The organism is Pelatocladus sp. BLCC-F211, from assembly GCF_041928655.1.
GTDB lineage: Bacteria > Cyanobacteriota > Cyanobacteriia > Cyanobacteriales > Nostocaceae > Pelatocladus.
Window position 1 is genome coordinate 20352 of record NZ_JBHFLM010000148.1, and the last position, 19378, is coordinate 39729.

A 19378-nucleotide genomic window follows, 5' to 3' on the forward strand; every position below is an offset into this window, starting at 1 on the left:
GTTCAAAATCGACTAGGATCGTCATCCAGCGCTAACAAGAAGTTAATTAAATCAGTTTGCTTGTTGCGAGTCACATAGAATTCATGACCAGTACCATCGAGATTACTCCTTACCAAAGCAGGATTAGCTTTGTTTGTGGCGATCACTTGGCGACGAAGTTCCTCATCTAGCAAGGCGCGTAAGCTACTAGTAGGATCGGCGGGAATGCTTTGACTGAGAGTTCCAGTTAATCCCAAGCCAGTGGAATCAACTACATTAAAACTACCATCCTGGTTAACTTGTAAACTTCCTGCCCGTACTGCTGCACCACCATCATGCAAATAAGGAGCGCTCAAGTAAAGACCCCTGAGAGAAGTAGTTTTATAACCTCCATCCGGCAATATACCTGTAGGTAAAGTTGTAGAGTTAACAGAAATACCGTCTGTTGGTACATCCAGTACTGTAGCATCAGCAGGTACAGGTACAGGTGTATCGAAGCTGTATATTTTTGGTGGTACTAACAGATTATTGAGCTTGAGACGAGACTTACCCCGTTCTGGGTTAGTACCAATTTCACTGACTGGATGAATTTTGTTGTCAGTAAAGAAAGGTGGAATATGGCAAGTTGCACATCCGGCTTCCTGAAAAATTTTTGCCCCCCGCACGACAGAACCGTTTCTGAGTGCTTGCCAATTTTCGCGAGTGTGGTTAGCAGGCGGTACTAAGTTATTTTGGAATACTGACATGGCATTGTTAGCAAATAAAAACTTACCAGCGGCGATATCATCTGACTTGTCAGTGTTGGGGCTAAAAACCAAACCGTTGTATGTAAATAAACTAGGGTTCAAATCTGGGTAAGTACCTGTTCCAGGTGCAGGAATTTGGTCTTCTAATTCTGCTTGGGTAACATCTGGTGCAAGCTGACGTAGCCACTCCGAAGGTTTAACTGGTTTTCCCAGGGGTAAGCGCAGACGTGGATCAGCAGCATTTTGGAGAAATGTCCCAATGTAGACTTCTGAGTCTATACCAAGAGTTTTTTGACTTAGTTGAGCAGCTGCTAACAGATTCACTTCTGAAGAATGCACACCATTGTTGAAAGCACTGAGTCCAGCAAACGGCCCAACAGCAAACTGACCATCAGAAGAATAAGGATGTGTCTGAAAAGTAAATACACTGGGAATTTGAGTAGTATTGTCAATGCCATCCGGTGAACTCTCAAAGTGACCAAAAGGTACATCTAACACAGCATTATCGAAGGCTTGCTCAAATTTATCAGGGTCGGGCAATTTGACTAATTTACCTTGACTATCAATAATGATCTTGCCTTTGCCTTGATACTGTGAGTCTAAGGGATTAAAATTTAACCTGGCAAACCCGGCGGCTGAATTTGGTGCTAAGGCAATCAAAAAGGGAATCGCAAGTTCACCATTAGGTATCCCTGCTAGGCGTTTACCTTGATCAGAAACAACTGCGTGACAGACTGCACAGCTAATATCGCCGTTTTGTTTGATTCCCACAGGAAAAAATGTTCCTCTTTCCACTTTAAAACCTGTGTTAAGCACAGTTCCTTTGGGAAATGTCCGACTACCCAGTGTGATATCTTTTTGCAGGGTAATTTGTAAGTTGTTGGTTGACTGTCCACGTAATTGTGCGATCGCTGTAGTTAATTCTGGCAAAATGCGAAATAAGCCCTGTTTAAAACCAAACACATCCTGCAAACCGAAGTTATCACCTATTTTCCGGTTAAAAAATATATCTTCGCCTTTGTCAATTAATTCTTGCGTAATTTCGACTGCTCCGATTTTTTGATAGGAAATTGGGTCACTCGGATCAAGTTTATTTTCTTGTACCAACTTTGCCGCATTTTCAGGACTAAGGAGTTTACCAAAGTAGTCGTAATAGCCAAGCGGTTGAATGGGTGCAGCTTGTAAAATACTGATGTTTGCTAGGCTTGGCTGACCTGCCATCAACCAATTAGATAGCAAAATACCAGAAAAACTAATGATAAAAACGAAGACCAAAAAGAAAATTCTCGCCTTGAATGCAAAAAATCCCCTAAATCCACTTTGTTTAGGGACTGTTTTTTTATTTTTCATAGCTATGTGCTTTTGATTTATGTAGTTAGGTAAAGTGTGCAAAGACGTATATGCACACAAACAAAAGTTTTTGATGACGGATTATTATACTTTTACAATTCAGTATTTACTGAACAATAAACAAATTTTGCAACTCAAATTAATATTATGAAAATACTTGAAATCTTCAATGCGATGTTTACTGTATAAACTATGTAGAGACGTATCATAGTCAGCTAAACCAAAATTCTCAAGATAGTTAAAAATTAAACCTATATAAATTTTTTATGTATATTCTTAACCTATTCTTTACCTTCATTGAGAGAGACTGCCTATATTCTGAATAACGACAAAAACTCTCAATTTCTATACAAATTATGGATCTCAAAGATAAGGTTGCGATCGTGACTGGGGCTAGCAGTGGTATCGGTACAGCCATTGCTCATAATTTAGATGAGGTTGGAATGAAACTGGTTTTAACAGGGCGATCGCAACAAAAACTGTCTGAACTTGCAAATCAACTTAAAAATGCCGCCATTGTTCCCGGTGAAATTACTGATTCTGCTTTACCACAACGTCTTCTTGATACTGCACTGACAGAGTTTGGGTCTTTGGATGTCATCATTAACAATGCAGGTGTAATGCACATGATGTCAATTGAAGAAGCCGACATCGAAGCGTTGTGTAACATGATCCGCGTTAATTATGAGGCGGTAGTGAGAATTTGTTACACAGTATTACCTTATTTTAAAAAGCAAAAAAGCGGCTTTATCATCAATATGTCCAGTATATCGGGACTAAAAACCACACCGATGATCGGTGTTTATGATGGTACTAAACATGCTGTGGAAGCTTTTACAGATTCTTTACGGATGGAATTAGCTGGTTCTGGTGTTGGTATTGCGACTATAGAACCTGGTGCAGTCGCAACAAATCTTTATGATTCTTGGCGTGAAAGTGGTAAGCAAGGCTACGACGAATTAGTCTCACAGCCACTACAAGCTGGTGATGTTGCTCGTTGTGTACGTTTTATTTTAGAACAACCTGCTTCTGTAATTGTGCCTCGCCTGTTGGTAGTTCCAGCCGCATCGCCCGTCTAACAAATTCTGATAACTTCCCTCTTTGCTAAGAAAGAGGGAGTTGATAAGTTAAATTCATCGCAAACAACGTATTGCTTCTAACAAACCTCTAGCTTTATTCAAAGTCTCTTCATATTCTTTTTCTGGTTCCGAATCAGCTACCAACCCTGCACCGGCTTGGACATATACTGTATTATTCTGTAGAACCATTGTGCGAATGGCGATCGCAGAATTCAATTGTCCTTCAAAATCGTAATATCCATACACGCCGGAATACACGCCGCGCCGACTTGGTTCTAACTCATTGATAATCTCCATTGCGCGAATTTTGGGTGCGCCGCTCACTGTTCCGGCTGGGAAACAAGCTTTGAGTAAATCCCAGGCTGTTTTACCAGGTGCTAATTTACCCACTACATTGCTGACAATATGCATCACATGGGAGTAGCGTTCAATGATCATTAGCTCGTCTACCTTCACCGTACCGCTTTGGCACACACGCCCCAAATCATTACGCCCTAAGTCAACAAGCATGACGTGTTCGGCTATTTCTTTGGGGTCTTTGAGTAATTCTTCTGCTAAAGCTATGTCTTGGCGGGGTGTCTTACCCCGTGGACGAGTACCAGCAATGGGACGTACTGTAGCCAATAAATCTCCTTCGGAATCGCGTTCGGCTTTCACCATCACTTCCGGACTTGAACCAATAATTTGCCAATCCTGGAAGTTAAAAAATGCCATGTAAGGAGAAGGATTAATCTGACGCAGGGAACGATACAAAGCAAAAGGATCGCCTGTGTATTCTGTTGATAAGCGCTGAGAAATTACTACTTGAAAGATATCCCCGGCTTTGATGTATTCTTTTGCCTTTGTAACGCTGTTACAGAATTCCTGACGGGTGAAATTACTCTTATACTCCTCGACTCCTGGTACTTCCGTTACTCTCTTACTTCCTGGAGGGTTCCATTCTAATAAAGTATTTTGCGCTGATAAAGGCAGAGATAACTTATCGACCATGCGAGTCACGCGATCGCAAGCCTTTTGGTAGGCTATCTGTAAATCCACATTTGGATCACGCAAATCGGCGTAAGCAACAGCCCAAATTTTCCGCTTCACTTGGTCAAAAATTAACAGATGGTCTGCCTGCATCCACACAGCATCAGGAATATTACGGTCATCCTGTGCATGAATTGGTACACGCTGTTCAATCCAATTAATTAATTCATAGCCCCAAAACCCAAATAAACCACCAATTCCTGGTGGTAGCTGGGGTAATTTGACAGGATAAAAAGGTTCTAAACATGTTGTTAAAGCTGCAAATGGATCACCCGTAAATACAAATTGTGAACCATCACGGTGCATTTGAGTCGTGCGATCGCCCCTAACTTCTAAAATCCAGAGTGGATCACAACCCAACAAACTATAACGCCCGATATTTTCTCCACCTTCTACCGATTCCAACAAAAAACTATAAGGTTGTCCAGCACAAACTTTATACCAAGCGGAAACAGGTGTATCTAAGTCTGCTACCCATTCCTGATATACCGGAACAAAATTACCATTTTTAGCTAATTCGGAGAATTGAGAGAAATCAGGGAAAATCATACAAATAATCAAAAATAGAGGGAACGGGGAACAGGGAACGGGGAACAGGGAACGGTGTGGATTTTCCCTACTTTCTATTCGTTGTTTTCATATCGAGCAGGTGTAATTAATTTTGTTTAGACACTTATTTCGGTATTAAACACTTAAAGTTAAACCAGAAAATAGCATTGCCCTACGAAGCGCTAACCGTAGGGCTGGATAGATTTTATATTTTCTATTTCAGAACTTGTACTACTTTAGTTATTAATTCTTAATTATTTTCAGAAACAAATAGTAGGCTTGTTAGCAATATAGAGCAGACGCGGAGACTAAAAGACGCGGCGAAACGGAGAAAGTTTTAGAAACATTTTCCCCGTATCCCCGTGTCTTTGGTTTACCGTGTCTGCGTTAGTGACTATTTCCTTAATTCAGTATCGATTAAGGAGCGTCGTAGGTAGCTGTGCCACTGAACTTGACTTTAGAAGGACTGGGATTTTGACCGATTCTGCGATCGTTATAACGTACTTTCTCCCGACCTGCGTTGACTTTCTCAGGGAAGACACCATCAGCCGGATGAATGTAGACCGTTTCGCCGTTAGGATAAATCCGGTAAATTTTGTAATCTGTGATTTTGAATTTCCGGAGTTGTCCACCCAGAGCAATGCCTTGCTCTTTACGAGCTAAATATAGCAAGTTTTGTCCTTGCGACATAACGGCAGCGCCACCTGTAGGCATTTCAAAGACTTGCTCTTTCGGGCTAGTCCAAGTGATAGCGTATTTCTCTTCGACTTCTGCTTTTTTGAGCAGACCGCCAGTGCTGCCGCCAAATTTCGGAGTTTGTCCAGAAAGTGTTTCTGCCATAAAGCGTCTCTCAACGTTTTTACGGCATCGTAACACCGCTGATGGGGACATATGGCGATTGTGTAAGGAACTGTAACAGTTGGTCATTGGTCATTGGTCATTGTTGTTAGTTTATCTCCTTCTTGCTTTTCTTCATTCCCTATTCCCCGTTCCCTATCCACTGAACAAATGACCAATGACCATTGACTATTGACTTTTGACTCTTGATGGTCTTTTTTCCTGGCTTCCTTCAACGATGGGTATGGTGAAATGAAACTGACTACCCTGGTTTTTACCCTCTGATTCTGCCCAAATTTCACCTCCCCAGCCATTGACAATTTGACGACATATTGCTAGTCCTAAGCCTGTACCGCCTGTGCTACGTCTGAGCGCTCCCTCTTCTTGATAAAAGCGGTCAAACACAATTTCTAAACGATTGGGTTCTATACCTCGTCCTGTATCTGCTACAGTCACTTCGACCATTGGATCGTTGTTGCGAACAGCTTTGATGGTAATTAGCCCATTGGGGGGTGTGAATTTGCAAGCGTTATCTACGAGTTTGGCAATTACTTCAACCAACCAATCACCATCAGCTTTGACTAAAGGTAGGTTACGTGCCAATTCTGTTGTGATCTGGGGCAATTTTTCATCACTTGCTAGGCGGGTGCGAAGACGACTCAGGGCTAAATCCACACACTCTTGTAAGGTTAGTGATTCCGGATGCCATTCTACTCGCCCACTTTCTAAGTTGGAAAGCGTCAGGAAATCTTGGATCAGCTTTCGCATCCGTTCGGAGTCGGAAAGAGCGGTGTTTAGCATTACCTGGCGCAGTTCTAAAGGCATATCTGGTTCGGTAGCCAAGCTTTCCAAGCACACCTGAATTGTGGATAGAGGTGTACGCAATTCATGACCGGTGATGGCGATCAGGTTGCTACGTGTACGGTCTAGGGCTTCTAATTGTTTGTTGAGTTCTCCAAGATTGGCGTAGGCTTCGGCTTGAATTAGAGCAGTTCCGATTTGAGTGGCGATCGCCTCTACTAAATCTAATTCGCCAGCGTGCCAATCATGGGGAGTTTCACCACTATAGTGCAATTCTACTATGCCCAATAATCGTCCTTGAAAAAGCACTGGTTCCATCAGCCAAGAGCGAATGCCATATCTCTCGACAATTTGCCATAGCCCTTTAGAGTTAATTACCCGCGAGTCGTTGAAAGTATCGACAACCCGGACACCTTCACTCTGGATTACCACTTCCTCAAACAGGGGATTATTTTCTAAAGCCCAAGTTTGTCCTAAAAAAGACAAAACACCAGGAATTAAAAACTCGTGTTCAATGATGGCTTGGGCGTCTGTAGCTTGAGCGCGGTAAATTAAACAGCGACAAGCCCCTAAGTTTTGTCCTAATTCTTGGGCTGCTACTTTGAGAATTTCGTGAGGATCGAGCGATCGCCTAATTGCGGTACTAATTGAGTTGACTAATCTTTCTTTTCGTGCTTGGGCAGAAATCGAACGGTAAGCTTTATGCAACTTGTATTGACTCGCTTGCAAATAAGTTACCAAACGTTGCACAAACGGATCGGTATCAATATCGCAAGCGTATTCACTCAGTAATTGCTTGGCTTGGGTGCTACTCTTACGCCCTCCGATGCTAAAGCGTTGGCGTGCTTGCTCTATTTTATCTCTTAACTCTGGTCTATAAACTAAAATCCGCTTTAGCAATAATTCAGCAGCTTTGAGGCTGACTCCCCTTTCCGCCGTCCAAATTCCCTCAAATCTCCGCGCCGCGTCCATATCCAGACCAGGAGTTAATTCTCGTATTTCCCTATTCTTAGCTAAGGAACCAAGACTTTCCCGACAAACTAAACAAGTAGCATAGTTTTGGGCTATGACCACCAAATGCCACTCTTGGCTGAGAGCATCATCTGGCTCAAAAGCGACCTTTTCGTAAAATTCCGAGCTGTTAGTAAAATCAGTTTCTGGCGCAGATAATACGTATATCTGATTACTTCGCTGGGCAAGTCGTTGATAGCGATGAGCTTCCTGGCGATAAAATCGCTCTCTTTGAAAGCTAGCAATTACCAAAGGCTGCTCTAGAGTAGCAGCTAAAATCTGATCTTCCATCGCGTGGGATAACGCCGTTAGCGATGCTTTGAAGTATAGTTGGGGCCGCAGGTTGGGTATAGCCTGTAGCAAATCACTCAGCACGGAAGTTGAAATGCTCATGAACGTCCTAAAAGAGCCACAATCTGGACATGATTCACGTCACAGCTGCATTGTACAAATTACAACGGCCTTTCAAATCAAGCATTTCGTTGCAATATGTAAAGAATGGTGAACACAGCCAGCAGAGCGACGCTGTAAAGTGGGTAAGAACGCAATCACGCAAAAGTCGTGGAGGCGGAACAATGAACAAGATTCATTGCTCATAAACTCAAAAACTCAATCAAAAAATTGAGATCAAAGTTCTTGTGTTTTGTGTTTATCTACGCAAATTTTTATTTCACTTTAGAATTATAAAGATTTGATAATCTGACTTTGATGCGTTTTTGCCCACTAGCTAAATGTGATTATCATTTATTTTTGGTAGCATGGCTCACAAAGTTTTGACCACGCATCTTTTTCCCTATTGATGCTCAACTGACCTGAAAAATATAGATTTTATACGGAATACTGGCTGATGACACCGGATATATTGATCACACCGGAGAGGATTTTTCTGGATGGAAAAACTTTTGTCCCCGCAGAACTACTACCTATACCTGAATGGCCTTGTGTAATTAGCGAAAGAGCGCAGTTGACACTGACTGTGAAAGATGATGACTTATTTTTAGTTACAGATACTCTAGGTAATATTTCTGCGTGTTCGCTCACTGAAGGCAACCCTAGCATGGGGCTATTTTGTGCTGATACACGATTTTTGAGCCGCTTAGAGTTGCAAATTGATGGGCGATCGCCAGTGTTATTAAGTAGTACTGCTGACAAGGGTTTTTCACTGTCAGTTTTATGTACTAATCCGAGAATCGATGATCGCCTCCAAGCTGATACAGTCGGGATTCGCCGAGAACTAGTCCTGAATGGCGCACTTTTTGAGGAATTAGAAGTCTCGAACTATAGCACAAGTACAATCAATTTTGAACTGAGTATTAGCTTTGATGGCGATTTTGCTGATTTATTTGAAGTCAGAGGCTTTGGTAGAGAAAAGCGAGGTAAGCTTTTGCGTCTGATTGAGCCGACTTTTGAGGAAGATACAGCAGTTTCATTGGATGGTGCTTCACCTCTCAAAATTCATCCTACTGCATCCGACGATAAATCTTTAACACTGGCTTACCAGGGTGTAGATGGCTTGGTGATGGAATCTCGGATTAATTTCCAGCATCGACTACCAGACACTTTCAAAGGTTACACCGCAATTTGGCAGCTAGAGTTAGCATCCCACGAAAAACAAAAATTGGGCTATCGAGTCAATATGCTCACAAATAACAAGCCCAGTTCTACTGTCAGCGCTCCTGTTACCTTGGGTCAAGCAAAAGCTGCTGAGATCATGGAAGAACAAAACTGGGTGCAACAAATTACACGTATTCGCACGGACGAAAAAGGTGTTGTCAATCGTGTGATTGAACGTGCTGAAGAAGATATGTATTTGTTGCGTCAGTCCTTTGGCAAATATAAAACTGTGTCGGCGGGAGTACCTTGGTATTCAGCATTATTTGGTCGGGATTCTATCATCACAGCATCCCAAACCTTGATGCTAAATCCCGAAATCGCCAAAGAAACTCTGATTCTCTTATCTCAATACCAAGGTCAAGTCGAGGATGAGTGGCGCGACGAACAACCAGGTAAAATTCTCCACGAATTACGTTTGGGAGAATTAGCCCGGTGTCAGGAAATCCCCCACACTCCTTACTACGGTACTGTTGATGCTACTCCTTTGTGGCTGATGCTATACGCCGAGTATTATGCATGGACACATGATACAGAAACTTTAGAATACTTATGGCCAAATGCATTGGCGGCGATGGAATGGATCGATCGCAACATCAAAGCAACTGGCTACCTCAGCTATCAGCGTAAATCCAGACGTGGTTTAGCTAACCAAGGTTGGAAAGATTCTGGTGATTGTATTGTCAATCGTAAAGGCGATTTAGCCAACGGGGCGATCGCTCTTTGTGAAGTGCAAGGTTACGTCTACGCAGCCAAAATGCGCTTGGCAGAAATTGCCAGAATGAAAAAGCGCTTAGATTTATCAGATCGTTGGCTAGAAGAAGCCAAAAATCTTAAACTGCGCTTTAACAGAGATTTTTGGATGGAAGACCAAGATTTCTGTGCTTTAGCTTTAGATGGAGATGGTAAACAGGTAGACAGTATTACCTCCAATCCTGGTCATTGTCTACACTTGGGTATTTTTACACCAGAAAAAGCTTACAGTGTGGCAGAACGCTTACGCGCACCAGATATGTTTAATGGCTGGGGTATTCGCACCCTCAGCAGCTTGTCACCTGCTTACAACCCGATGGGATATCATATTGGTTCTGTCTGGCCCCATGATAATTCTTTGATTGCTATGGGATTGCGATCGCTCGGTTTAGTCGATCAAGCCTTGGAACTTTTTGAAGGTTTATTCGACATGACTAAGAAGCAGTCCTATCATCGCCCTCCAGAGTTGTTTTGCGGTTTCGAGCGTATTAGTGATGACAGTTGTCCTGTACAGTACCCAGTTGCTTGCACACCCCAAGCTTGGGCCACTGGCAGTATTTTTCAGTTGCTGCATATGATGGTGAATCTGGTTCCAGATGCGCCCAACAACTGCTTACGGATTATCGACCCTGCTTTACCAGAGTCAATTAAACGCCTTTCCCTGCATAACTTGCGAGTCGGCCCCACTATCCTTGATTTAGAATTCGAGCGTTCCGGTAATACCACAGCTTGCCGCGTCGCCAAAAAACGCGGTAATCTCCGGGTAGTCATCGAAGCCTAGACTAGAGAAGAAATTAACGGTTAGGGATTAGGGATTAGGGGCTAGGAAATAAAGACTAGATTCTTACCCAACCCCCGATCCCCGATCCTCGATCCCCGATCCCCAATCTACCCTTCCTCTTGACTTTCTCTTTTCTGTCCTGGTGAAGATTCGTAAAGAGCATCAAGTTGTTGACGAGCATCATCGACGTTGATAGAACGCATGACTAACAAGGGTTCTTTAATTAGATTGCCAGAACTATCTAACAATTCTGGATGAGGTGTGAGTCCTTTTCTTGATCCTACATAGGGATAGTTCCCTTGATTTGCCATTGAAGAGTACCTAGCTGGATAACTCCGGTCTCTATCAAAACTGAACATGATTAAATTGCGGATTAAATTGCCAACAGCGATAAAAGCAAGAATTGTAAAAGCCAGAATATAAAGCAGATGTAACATCGGGTTTTCCTCCAGGGGCAAAAATTTTAAAATCATTTATGACAACGATTTGTTTCGCCTAGTTTTAATTGAAAACTATGGCAAACCACCAAAAACTCTGTTCCTACGCCTATGTTTGCGGTCTTAATTTGTAAATCAAAAAGCAAGTGTCTTATAAGTTACATAACTCACTTAAGTAAGAAATGTTGTTAAAGGTTTTTTTCGTTTCTGTTTCCGTTTCTGTATATTTATATACCGTCTTTCTGTGGTGAGTTTGCGTGTTCAGTGCGGAAATACATTGCTACTTTCCAGCATTGTGATAACAATTGATGCCAAGGCATTAAGGTTGTCATATCAATCCCAACTTGTCCTTCTGTTGCAGTAAACAGCATCTTGGCTGTGTTCACCTCTTTTTGGGCTTGCTTGACTCGCTCTAGCAAAGCAGATTGCTCTTGGCTACTCAGAAAATTCAGTTGCTCTGTTTCCAGCAAGTGACGCGATCGCGCAAACCAATACTGAAAATCTTCCAACAGTGGTTGCAAAACTGTCTTCAGCAACTCAGGCTCTGGTAAATTTGAGTCTCGCATAATTGACAAGCATATTTCTAACTTTATTACTAATATTAACGCTATTTACGATTCTTAACATTTAGAAGTTTTCTCTCATAGGTTACAATTTATAAAAAACTGTATTTTAAATTACATATTGATATTATATATAGATGCAAAAATTTTTGTATATATCCTTAGGGCAGATCAAAGTAGAATAATTTAAATATTTTTTAAGTATTTAGGGAAAATAGAAATAAGATTAAGTAATAAAGATTGAAAACATAAAACCTCCAAAATTTATATAAAAACTCATCTGTGGATTGGGGATCGGGGATCGGGGATTGGGGATCGGGAATTATTTAATTATTATTTTTCTTAAATCTCCTAATCTTTAAATCCCTGATTAATTCTCTAATTTCCAATCCCGATCCCTAGCCCCCAATTAATTCCCCAATCCCCGATCCCCGATCCCCGATCCCCGATCCCCGATCCCCGATCCCCGATCCCCGATCCCCGATCCCCGATCCCTGATCCCCAATTCCCTCAAGGTCGCTAATATATATGTCAGTCCTCTTAGTCGAAAATTACTCGTAAATAATTACTTCGCCAATGGATCAGCAGCCAATGTCGTCTTCTGAACAATCCAGTCCATCAGAACAAGCAGAGAAAAAAATTTATTTACCACGTACTAGCGAATCAGAAAACTTAAAAAAAATTCGCCACACCACATCTCATGTCATGGCGATGGCGGTGCAAAAGCTGTTTCCCAAGGCACAAGTTACAATTGGTCCATGGATTGAAAACGGCTTTTACTACGATTTTGATAGTCCGGAAGCATTTACCGACAAGGATCTCAAAGCCATCAAAAAAGAGATGGATAAGATTATCAATCGTAAGCTGCCAGTAGTAAGAGAAGAAGTTAGTCGAGAAGAAGCTGAACGCCGGATACAAGAAATTAACGAACCTTATAAGCTAGAAATCCTGAAAGATATCAAAGAAGAACCGATTACAATCTATCACTTGGGTAATGAATGGTGGGATTTGTGTGCTGGGCCCCATGTAGAGAATACTAAGGAGTTAAACCCAAAAGCTATTGATTTAGAAAGCGTTGCTGGTGCTTACTGGCGTGGAGACGAAACCAAAGCACAGCTACAGCGCATCTACGGGACTGCGTGGGAAAACCCAGAACAGCTAACAGAGTACAAGCGGCGTAAAGAAGAAGCACTACGACGCGATCACCGTAAATTAGGTAAAGAACTAGGATTATTTATATTTTCCGACTTAGTAGGGCCAGGATTACCATTATGGACACCCAAAGGAACCTTACTACGGAGTATTCTAGAAGACTTTCTCAAGCAAGAACAAATCAAACGCGGCTATCAGCCAGTGATCACTCCCCATATCGGTAGAGTCGATTTATTTAAAACTTCTGGCCATTGGCAGAAGTATAAAGAAGACTTATTCCCGATGATGGCAGAAAATGAAGAAGCAGCCAGCCATGAGCAAGGCTTTGTTCTCAAAGCCATGAATTGTCCTTTTCACATCCAAATATATAAGAGCGAATTACGTTCTTATCGAGAGTTACCGATACGGTTGGCGGAATTTGGTACTGTCTACCGCTTCGAGCAATCTGGGGAATTAGGCGGTTTAACACGGGTACGAGGCTTTACTCAAGACGATGCTCACATCTTTGTTACCCCAGAACAGCTAGACAGCGAATTCCTCAACGTGGTGGATTTGATCTTGTCAGTGATTAAAACTCTAAAGCTCGATCAGAACTTTAAAGCGCGGTTGAGTTTTCGTGATCCGGCTAGCGATAAATATATTGGTTCAGATGAAGCTTGGGACAAAGCCGAAAGTGCCATTCGTCGCTCTGTCGAAACTTTGGGAATGGATCACTTTGAGGGAATTGGTGAGGCTGCTTTCTACGGTCCCAAACTTGATTTTATCGTCCGCGATGCTCTAGAGCGGGAGTGGCAGTTGGGAACTGTGCAAGTAGATTATAACTTACCAGAAAGGTTTGATTTGGAGTACGTCGCTGAAGATGGTTCTCGTAAACGTCCAGTGATGATTCACCGTGCGCCTTTCGGTTCCTTAGAAAGACTCATCGGTATTTTAATCGAAGAGTATGCTGGAGATTTCCCTTTGTGGTTAGCACCAGTACAAGCTAGATTATTGCCCGTCAGCGAAGTGCAACTCGATTTTGCCAAAGAAGTAGCAGCAAAAATGACAGCTATAAATATTCGAGCAGAAGTTGATACCAGTGGCGATCGCCTGGGTAAACTCATTCGCAATGCTGAAAAAGAAAAGATCCCCATCATGGCTGTCATCGGCGCCAAAGAAGTAGAAACAACTTCTTTGAGTATCCGCACTCGTGCAAATGGTGAATTAGGGACTATACCTGTGGACGAAGTTTTAGATAAGATTAAGGAAGCGATCAAAAACTTCGAGAATTTTTAACAATGTATTAGGTGGGCATTGCCCACTTGTCTATATTGCAATATAAATTAATTAGAAATAACATTATGAGTTCTACAAAACAAAAGATACAATCTCTTTTGAACCAATTACCCGATAATTGTTCTATAGAAGATGTCCAATATCATTTGTACGTCATTGAAAAAGTCCGGCGCGGTTTAGAAGTAGCCGAACACCAAGCAACCAGAACCCTAAGTGAGGCCGAAGAACGATTGAACAAATGGCTTATCAAGTAGAATGGTCTCCCAAAGCATTAGATGATGTAGAAGCAATTGCCACATATATAGCTCGTGACTCGGCTTCCTATGCTGCGACAGTAGTCAAGAAGATACTTGAGACAACAAGTAACTTAAGCAAGGAACCTTTTTCTGGACGCATTGTACCAGAGTTCGGCAACGATAATATCAGAGAACATTTGGCATACAGCTATCGAATCATCTATCACATTCAGGGAGATATTGTTACTGTTGCCGCAGTGATTTACGGAAAGAAGCTACTCGATAAATTTGAAATCGATTAATTAAATAGGATAGCCTATGAGTTAAATCAAAAAACCCAAGAGATTTTTTCACATTCAAGCAAAAATGCAACCGGGTAAATACAGACAAAAAACCCATCTGTATTTATCCGGTTTTGCTTTGTTTATTATCGAAGCCAGGGAACACAGAACTCTATCCCCTGTCCCCTGTCCCCGTTCGCTTTAACTATTGACTACGGCTATTCCACTCCTGTGCTGCATCCTCTACAGCTTTATCCACTGTCTTCTCATCTAACATTGCTGCTTGCAGGTTCTCGTAAATTGCCTTTTGCAGGATATTGAAATTTTTCAAAGTCGGGGTTAGCACTTCTGCTTGTTGCATTTGACTAGCACTGATCGCCCTAGCTTTATCTATTGTGGGGGCGTTTGCTGGTATATCTTTAAAATAGCTGTCAGATAAAGCCTTGACTGTGGAAGGTAAAACATTTGCTTGTTTAGCAAAGGCTAGCTGATTTTGGTCATTGGTGACATACAGGGCAAATTTGAGAGCTGCGTCTGGTTGTTTGGTGTCACGAGGGATAACTACATTCATCACAGCGACATTTTTCTTACCAGTTTCGCCAGTAATTTGAGGTGCTATGGCTGAAACTTTGGCGATCGCAGGTGCATTATTAGCAATCTGTTTCAAAAATTCCGGACCAGAAGCTAGCAAGGCTGTTTCTCCAGATTGATATAACTCTATAGCATGACGATGTCCTTGTGTCAATACTTCTTTAGGCAGTAGACCTTTTTTGTAAAGGTCTACCCAGTACTGAAATGCTGCTTTACCTTGAGGAGAATTAAAAGCAGCTTTACCTTGGGCATCAACTAAAGTAACTCCCATCTGCACAAAAGATTCTAAAACTTCACCAGAATCTTGGGGGACAAAAGTTACAAAAAATGCATACTTACCAGTTTTATCTTTAACTTGTTGGGCTGCTTGTGCCAATTCAGTATAAGTAGCAGGTGGCTTATTGATACCTGCCTGTTTTAATAAATCAGTGTTATAAATAGTTAGCCGTGTGGTGAGATACCAGGGTATTCCAAAACTCTTACCATTCAGCGTACTAGCTTTCCATATATTCGGTAGATATGAGGAACGTACGTCATTTGAGACTTTTGTATCTAAATCTAACCAAGCGTTTCTACTTGCTAATTGAGATGCAAAATCTGGATTTAAGTTCACAACATCAGGTGGCGTTTTTGCGGAGACAGCTGTTAAAATTTTGTTTTCCATTTCCGCCCAAGGTATATCCACCCAGTTAACCTTTATACCTGAATTCTGCGATTCAAAAGTCGCAATTAGGCTTTGGAAGTAGTCCGTAAATTGAGGTTTGAGTTGCATAGTCCAAAACTCAATTCTTGCGGCTCCCGAAGATGCCTGTTTTGTGCTTGGGTTAACATTACCTGTGCTGCAACTGACAATCCAACTTGTCAATAAGCCAACTAACGCCCAAACAGTTAATCTTTTGAATTTTTGAATTTGAATCATTGTGCTTATAGTTTTTCAGTTAAACCGGGGTAAAAAGGTCATTGGTCAAGAGTCAATCGTCAATGGTCAATTTACAAAATTTTGGATTTTTGACAATTGACTATGGACTTTTGACTTTTAACATTTAAACTTTTCAATTTAGCATTTATGCGGGCAAAACAGTGGTTAAAAGCATCAACAGTCTGTTTAGCAAATCTAAGGACGGAGTTGGCATCGAACTTGCACCGCAATGTGTGAATGTCGCTCGTTTACGCAAACAACGCCAAGGTCTGAAACTAGACGCTTTAACATCAGTGGCTGTTCCAGAAGGTGTTTTTATTGATGGTCAAATTGCTGATCCTCCAGCAATGGCACAAATTATTCAGCAGGCCCTTACAGAAAGTAAAATCAAAGCTTTTCGGGTTGCTACTGCTGTTACAGGACGAGATTCAATTGTACGTCTCATTCCTGTTCCATCAGAATTAGATGATAAAGAACTGCGCGAGATGGTATTAAACCACGAAGCAGGTTTATATTTACCTTATCCTCGTGAAGAAGCTGATGTAGATTATCAAAAACTTGGCTACTTTGTAGATGAAGATGGAATTGAAAAAGTACAAGTGTTGCTGGTTGCAACTCGTAAAGAAATTACTGATACATACATAAGTACATTCGAGCAGGCAGGATTACAAATTGATGTCTTAGAAATCAATTCTTTTGCACTGATTCGGACAATCCGTGACCAGTTGCGGCAATATGGTCCACAAGAAGCAGCTGTTTTAGTCGATATTGAATTTGATAATACAGAAATTGCCATCATTGTCAACGGAGTACCACAATTTTCGCGTACAGTTCCTCTGGGAACGAATCAAATGCAAATAGCACTAGCCAGAGCAATGAGCTTACCTGTATCACGAGATATGGACTTGTTGCAGGGAATGACTATTCCTCTCAATAGCACAGAAGGCGCAAAAACAGGTGTTACTGAAGCGAATCCTGGTGTAGCAGCCATGATGCGTGTGTTGGGAGAACTCACAGATGAACTGCGCCGTTCCATCGATTTTTATCTCAACCAAAGCGAAAACTTAGAAGTAGCCCAGATTTTTTTAGCAGGGCCAGGTGGAGGACTAGCACAGTTGGATGAGTTCTTCACGCAAAGATTGAGTTTACCTACCTCTCAAATAGATCCGATTGGATCTTTATCTTTGGAAGTTGACGAAGAAAAGTTTCCCAATGTGCAACGTCCTGGATTGGGGATAGTACTCGGTCTTGGGATGCGTTCAGTGTGAGATTGGGGATTGATTGGGACATGGGGGACAAGGAGGACTTATCAGTTATCAGTTATCAGTTATCAAATTAAACTGCTCACTGCTCACTGTTAACTATTAACTATTAACTATTAACTGTTAACTGTTAACTGATTCATGCCCAATGACCAATGACAAATGACCAATGACAAATGACGAAAAATGTACAGTTTAGATATTAATTTTCTTAAAGACCGCCCAAATTTTCAGAAAAAGACTGAAAAGAAGGCAAATGTAGCAATAAATACAGGGAATTTAGCGCCTGTATTTATTGGGGTGGGGGTTGGTGTAATTTTCCCTGCTTTTGTAGCAGCTGGTTTGTGGTTTTTGCAAACAAAAAATGCTGAGATAGAGCAAACAATTGCCCAATTGGAACAGGAAAACCAAAGCTTAGATGCCCAAATCGGCAGTATTAACAAGATTAAGGAACAAACTAATAAAGTCAAGGCGGAGACACAATCTTTAGTGACAGTATTTGATCAAATTCGTCCTTGGTCTGCAATGTTAGAAGATTTGCGCGATCGCATTCCAGCCACAGTCCAAATAGAAAACGTCAAGCAAATACCACCTGCTGCTGCTGTTGAGGGACAGCCACCACCAAATCCAGCCGGAGGAATAGAAATTACTGGTTTGGCTCGCTCTTTTAATGATGTCAACGATTTTTTGCTGACTCTACAACAATCTCGTTTCTTTAAAGCCAGTGAAGCCAAAATTATTTCCACAGAACTAGTAGATGCACCATTAAAAAATACTGTCACTCCAACAGGTGTCACAATTAAACCACCGAAAGTAGCTAAATACACTATTCAAACCAGCCTCAGCGATATCCCAGCTTCGGAGCTAATTCGCGAATTAGAACAAAAAGGCACAGTGGGATTAGTCGCACGTATTCGTAGTTTGCAAAAAACAGGAGTCATTCAAAAATGACGCTGAGTGAAGATATTAACTTTATGGAAGGCGGGGAATTAACCGAGGCAAAATCAGCCTACCCCGTTGTGTTTGGCATTAGTTTTACACCCAAAATTATAGGCATTTTGGTCGGGGCGTTGGGATTTGTTGGCGCACTTTATATGTTGTTCACTTTAGTTATGCCGGCTTGGGACGCCTTCGGACAAAACCAAAACAAACAAAGTGAACTGCAAGGACAAGTTGACCAAAAGAAAGCCACTATCAAACAGATAGATCAAGTCAAACAAGAACTCGCAGACGCCAAGCAGCAACAAACTCAAGTTTTAGGTTTATTTGCCAATGAGAAAACCTTAGACACATTACTACTGGACTTGAATCGTTTGGTTGAAGCTAACAACTCTACTATTTCTATCAATACTACCAGAGCCGAACTGAAGAAATTTGTACCAGTTTCAGATAAAGCTGAACCAATTACTGATGGCTCATTGGGAACACAAGTAGATGGCAAGCTCAAGCGGAGAAGTGTGAATGTCGAAATTATTGGAACTTATGAACAAACGCAATCAATACTCCGTAATATTGAGCGTTTGCAACCTTTATTAATAGTAAAAGACTATCAATCCGCCTTAGCTCCAGAACCTCCTGCTACACCAGGCAAAAGGTTATTGCAAGTTGGGCCAGCACCAATTTCTACATCCTTTCAGTTACAAGCACTAATGCCACTTAGTCCGGAAGAGGCCGCAGCTGTTAAAGCAGAACCGAAGAAGTAGGGGACATGGAGGACACGGAGGATAAAGGAAGAGAGCTATACGCTACTTACAACCAAGTTTTAAGCGGTCTAATAAACATGATTAAAAATCCAAATAAACCACGTCTACTTTGAGAACTGTAGTTTTGTAGGTTGAGTTACACTCCGTTCCACCCAACCTACATAATGTCCTTTTTGAAAAACTCCTCTTTTCAAGATGGACGAGGTTTAAATGGATTATTGGTGAGTAATCAACAGATGAAGGGAACTAGGAAGACCAAAAACATAACAGAAAATTTTGACCATATATATCAAATAGCTCTCTTCCTTTATCCTCCGTGTCCTCCGTGTCCTCCGTGTCCACGCCACGTGCTACAACGCGGGGGACCCGCGCAACGCAGTGGCTCCCCTTGTCCCCCTTGTCCTCAGATTAATTTAATGACGCTGTGTTATTT

The 19378-nt window shown here is 41.7% G+C and carries 15 protein-coding genes; 8 read left to right on the plus strand and 7 right to left on the minus strand.

All coding sequences use genetic code 11. The features are described from left to right. Positions 1–2: 2 nt before the first annotated feature. Positions 3–2075 carry a hypothetical protein gene (locus ACE1AT_RS18480; RefSeq protein ID WP_374870907.1) on the minus strand — a complete coding sequence of 691 codons (2073 nt, stop codon included), beginning with the start codon at positions 2073–2075 and terminating at the stop codon, positions 3–5. A 356-nt stretch (positions 2076–2431) separates the two neighbouring features. On the opposite strand from ACE1AT_RS18480, the gene ACE1AT_RS18485 reads away from it, so the two are divergent. Continuing rightward, positions 2432–3154, plus strand: coding sequence for an SDR family oxidoreductase (locus ACE1AT_RS18485; RefSeq protein WP_374870909.1), 723 nt, complete (start codon positions 2432–2434; stop codon positions 3152–3154). A 54-nt stretch (positions 3155–3208) separates the two neighbouring features. Here ACE1AT_RS18485 and trpE read toward each other — a convergent pair whose 3' ends face one another. The 3 genes from trpE to ACE1AT_RS18500 form a co-directional block, all read right to left on the minus strand. Continuing rightward, positions 3209–4732 carry an anthranilate synthase component I gene (trpE, locus tag ACE1AT_RS18490; RefSeq protein WP_374870911.1) on the minus strand — a complete coding sequence of 508 codons (1524 nt, stop codon included), beginning with the start codon at positions 4730–4732 and terminating at the stop codon, positions 3209–3211. A gap of 417 nt (positions 4733–5149) precedes the next feature. Next, the gene (locus tag ACE1AT_RS18495; RefSeq protein WP_016859046.1) at positions 5150–5572 is read right to left on the minus strand and encodes a photosystem I reaction center subunit II PsaD; all 423 of its coding nucleotides are present in this window, start codon (positions 5570–5572) and stop codon (positions 5150–5152) included. A gap of 186 nt (positions 5573–5758) precedes the next feature. Further along, complete coding sequence (locus ACE1AT_RS18500) at positions 5759–7774, minus strand: DICT sensory domain-containing protein (RefSeq protein WP_374870914.1); 2016 nt, start codon at positions 7772–7774, stop codon at positions 5759–5761. A 454-nt stretch (positions 7775–8228) separates the two neighbouring features. Here ACE1AT_RS18500 and ACE1AT_RS18505 point away from each other — a divergent pair, with 454 nt between their 5' ends. Next, entirely contained in the window at positions 8229–10526 is a 2298-nt protein-coding gene (locus tag ACE1AT_RS18505) for a glycogen debranching N-terminal domain-containing protein (protein WP_374870916.1), read from the plus strand. 107 nt (positions 10527–10633) lie between these two features. Here the strand turns inward: ACE1AT_RS18505 and ACE1AT_RS18510 are convergent, their stop codons facing one another. After that, positions 10634–10963, minus strand: a complete 330-nt coding sequence (locus tag ACE1AT_RS18510) for a DUF2973 domain-containing protein (RefSeq protein WP_374870918.1) — start codon at positions 10961–10963, stop codon at positions 10634–10636. 227 nt (positions 10964–11190) lie between these two features. After that, a complete protein-coding gene (locus ACE1AT_RS18515; RefSeq protein WP_374870920.1) occupies positions 11191–11529 on the minus strand; it encodes a DUF2605 domain-containing protein in 339 nt (112 codons plus the stop codon). A 573-nt stretch (positions 11530–12102) separates the two neighbouring features. Between ACE1AT_RS18515 and thrS the strand changes: the two genes are divergently transcribed. The 3 genes from thrS (at position 12103) to ACE1AT_RS18530 (ending at position 14491) form a co-directional block, all read left to right on the plus strand. Continuing rightward, the gene (gene thrS / locus ACE1AT_RS18520; RefSeq protein WP_374870922.1) at positions 12103–13953 is read left to right on the plus strand and encodes a threonine--tRNA ligase; all 1851 of its coding nucleotides are present in this window, start codon (positions 12103–12105) and stop codon (positions 13951–13953) included. Positions 13954–14018: 65 nt separating this feature from the next. Beyond that, positions 14019–14207 (plus strand): hypothetical protein, encoded by a 189-nt coding sequence (locus tag ACE1AT_RS18525; RefSeq protein ID WP_016859040.1) that lies wholly within the window; start codon positions 14019–14021, stop codon positions 14205–14207. After that, entirely contained in the window at positions 14192–14491 is a 300-nt protein-coding gene (locus ACE1AT_RS18530; protein WP_374870924.1) for a type II toxin-antitoxin system RelE/ParE family toxin, read from the plus strand. The genes ACE1AT_RS18525 and ACE1AT_RS18530 overlap by 16 nt, the downstream gene beginning before the upstream one ends. 184 nt (positions 14492–14675) lie before the next feature. On the opposite strand, the gene ACE1AT_RS18535 is transcribed toward ACE1AT_RS18530, so the two are convergent. Continuing rightward, positions 14676–15980, minus strand: a complete 1305-nt coding sequence (locus ACE1AT_RS18535) for an ABC transporter substrate-binding protein (RefSeq protein ID WP_374870926.1) — start codon at positions 15978–15980, stop codon at positions 14676–14678. Positions 15981–16141: 161 nt separating this feature from the next. Between ACE1AT_RS18535 and pilM the strand changes: the two genes are divergently transcribed. The 3 genes from pilM (at position 16142) to ACE1AT_RS18550 (ending at position 18945) form a co-directional block, all read left to right on the plus strand. After that, positions 16142–17248 (plus strand): type IV pilus assembly protein PilM, encoded by a 1107-nt coding sequence (pilM, locus tag ACE1AT_RS18540; RefSeq protein WP_374870928.1) that lies wholly within the window; start codon positions 16142–16144, stop codon positions 17246–17248. 180 nt (positions 17249–17428) lie between these two features. Beyond that, complete coding sequence (locus ACE1AT_RS18545) at positions 17429–18193, plus strand: PilN domain-containing protein (RefSeq protein ID WP_374870930.1); 765 nt, start codon at positions 17429–17431, stop codon at positions 18191–18193. Continuing rightward, positions 18190–18945 (plus strand): pilus assembly protein PilO, encoded by a 756-nt coding sequence (locus tag ACE1AT_RS18550; RefSeq protein WP_374870932.1) that lies wholly within the window; start codon positions 18190–18192, stop codon positions 18943–18945. The genes ACE1AT_RS18545 and ACE1AT_RS18550 overlap by 4 nt, the downstream gene beginning before the upstream one ends. Positions 18946–19378 lie beyond the last annotated feature (433 nt).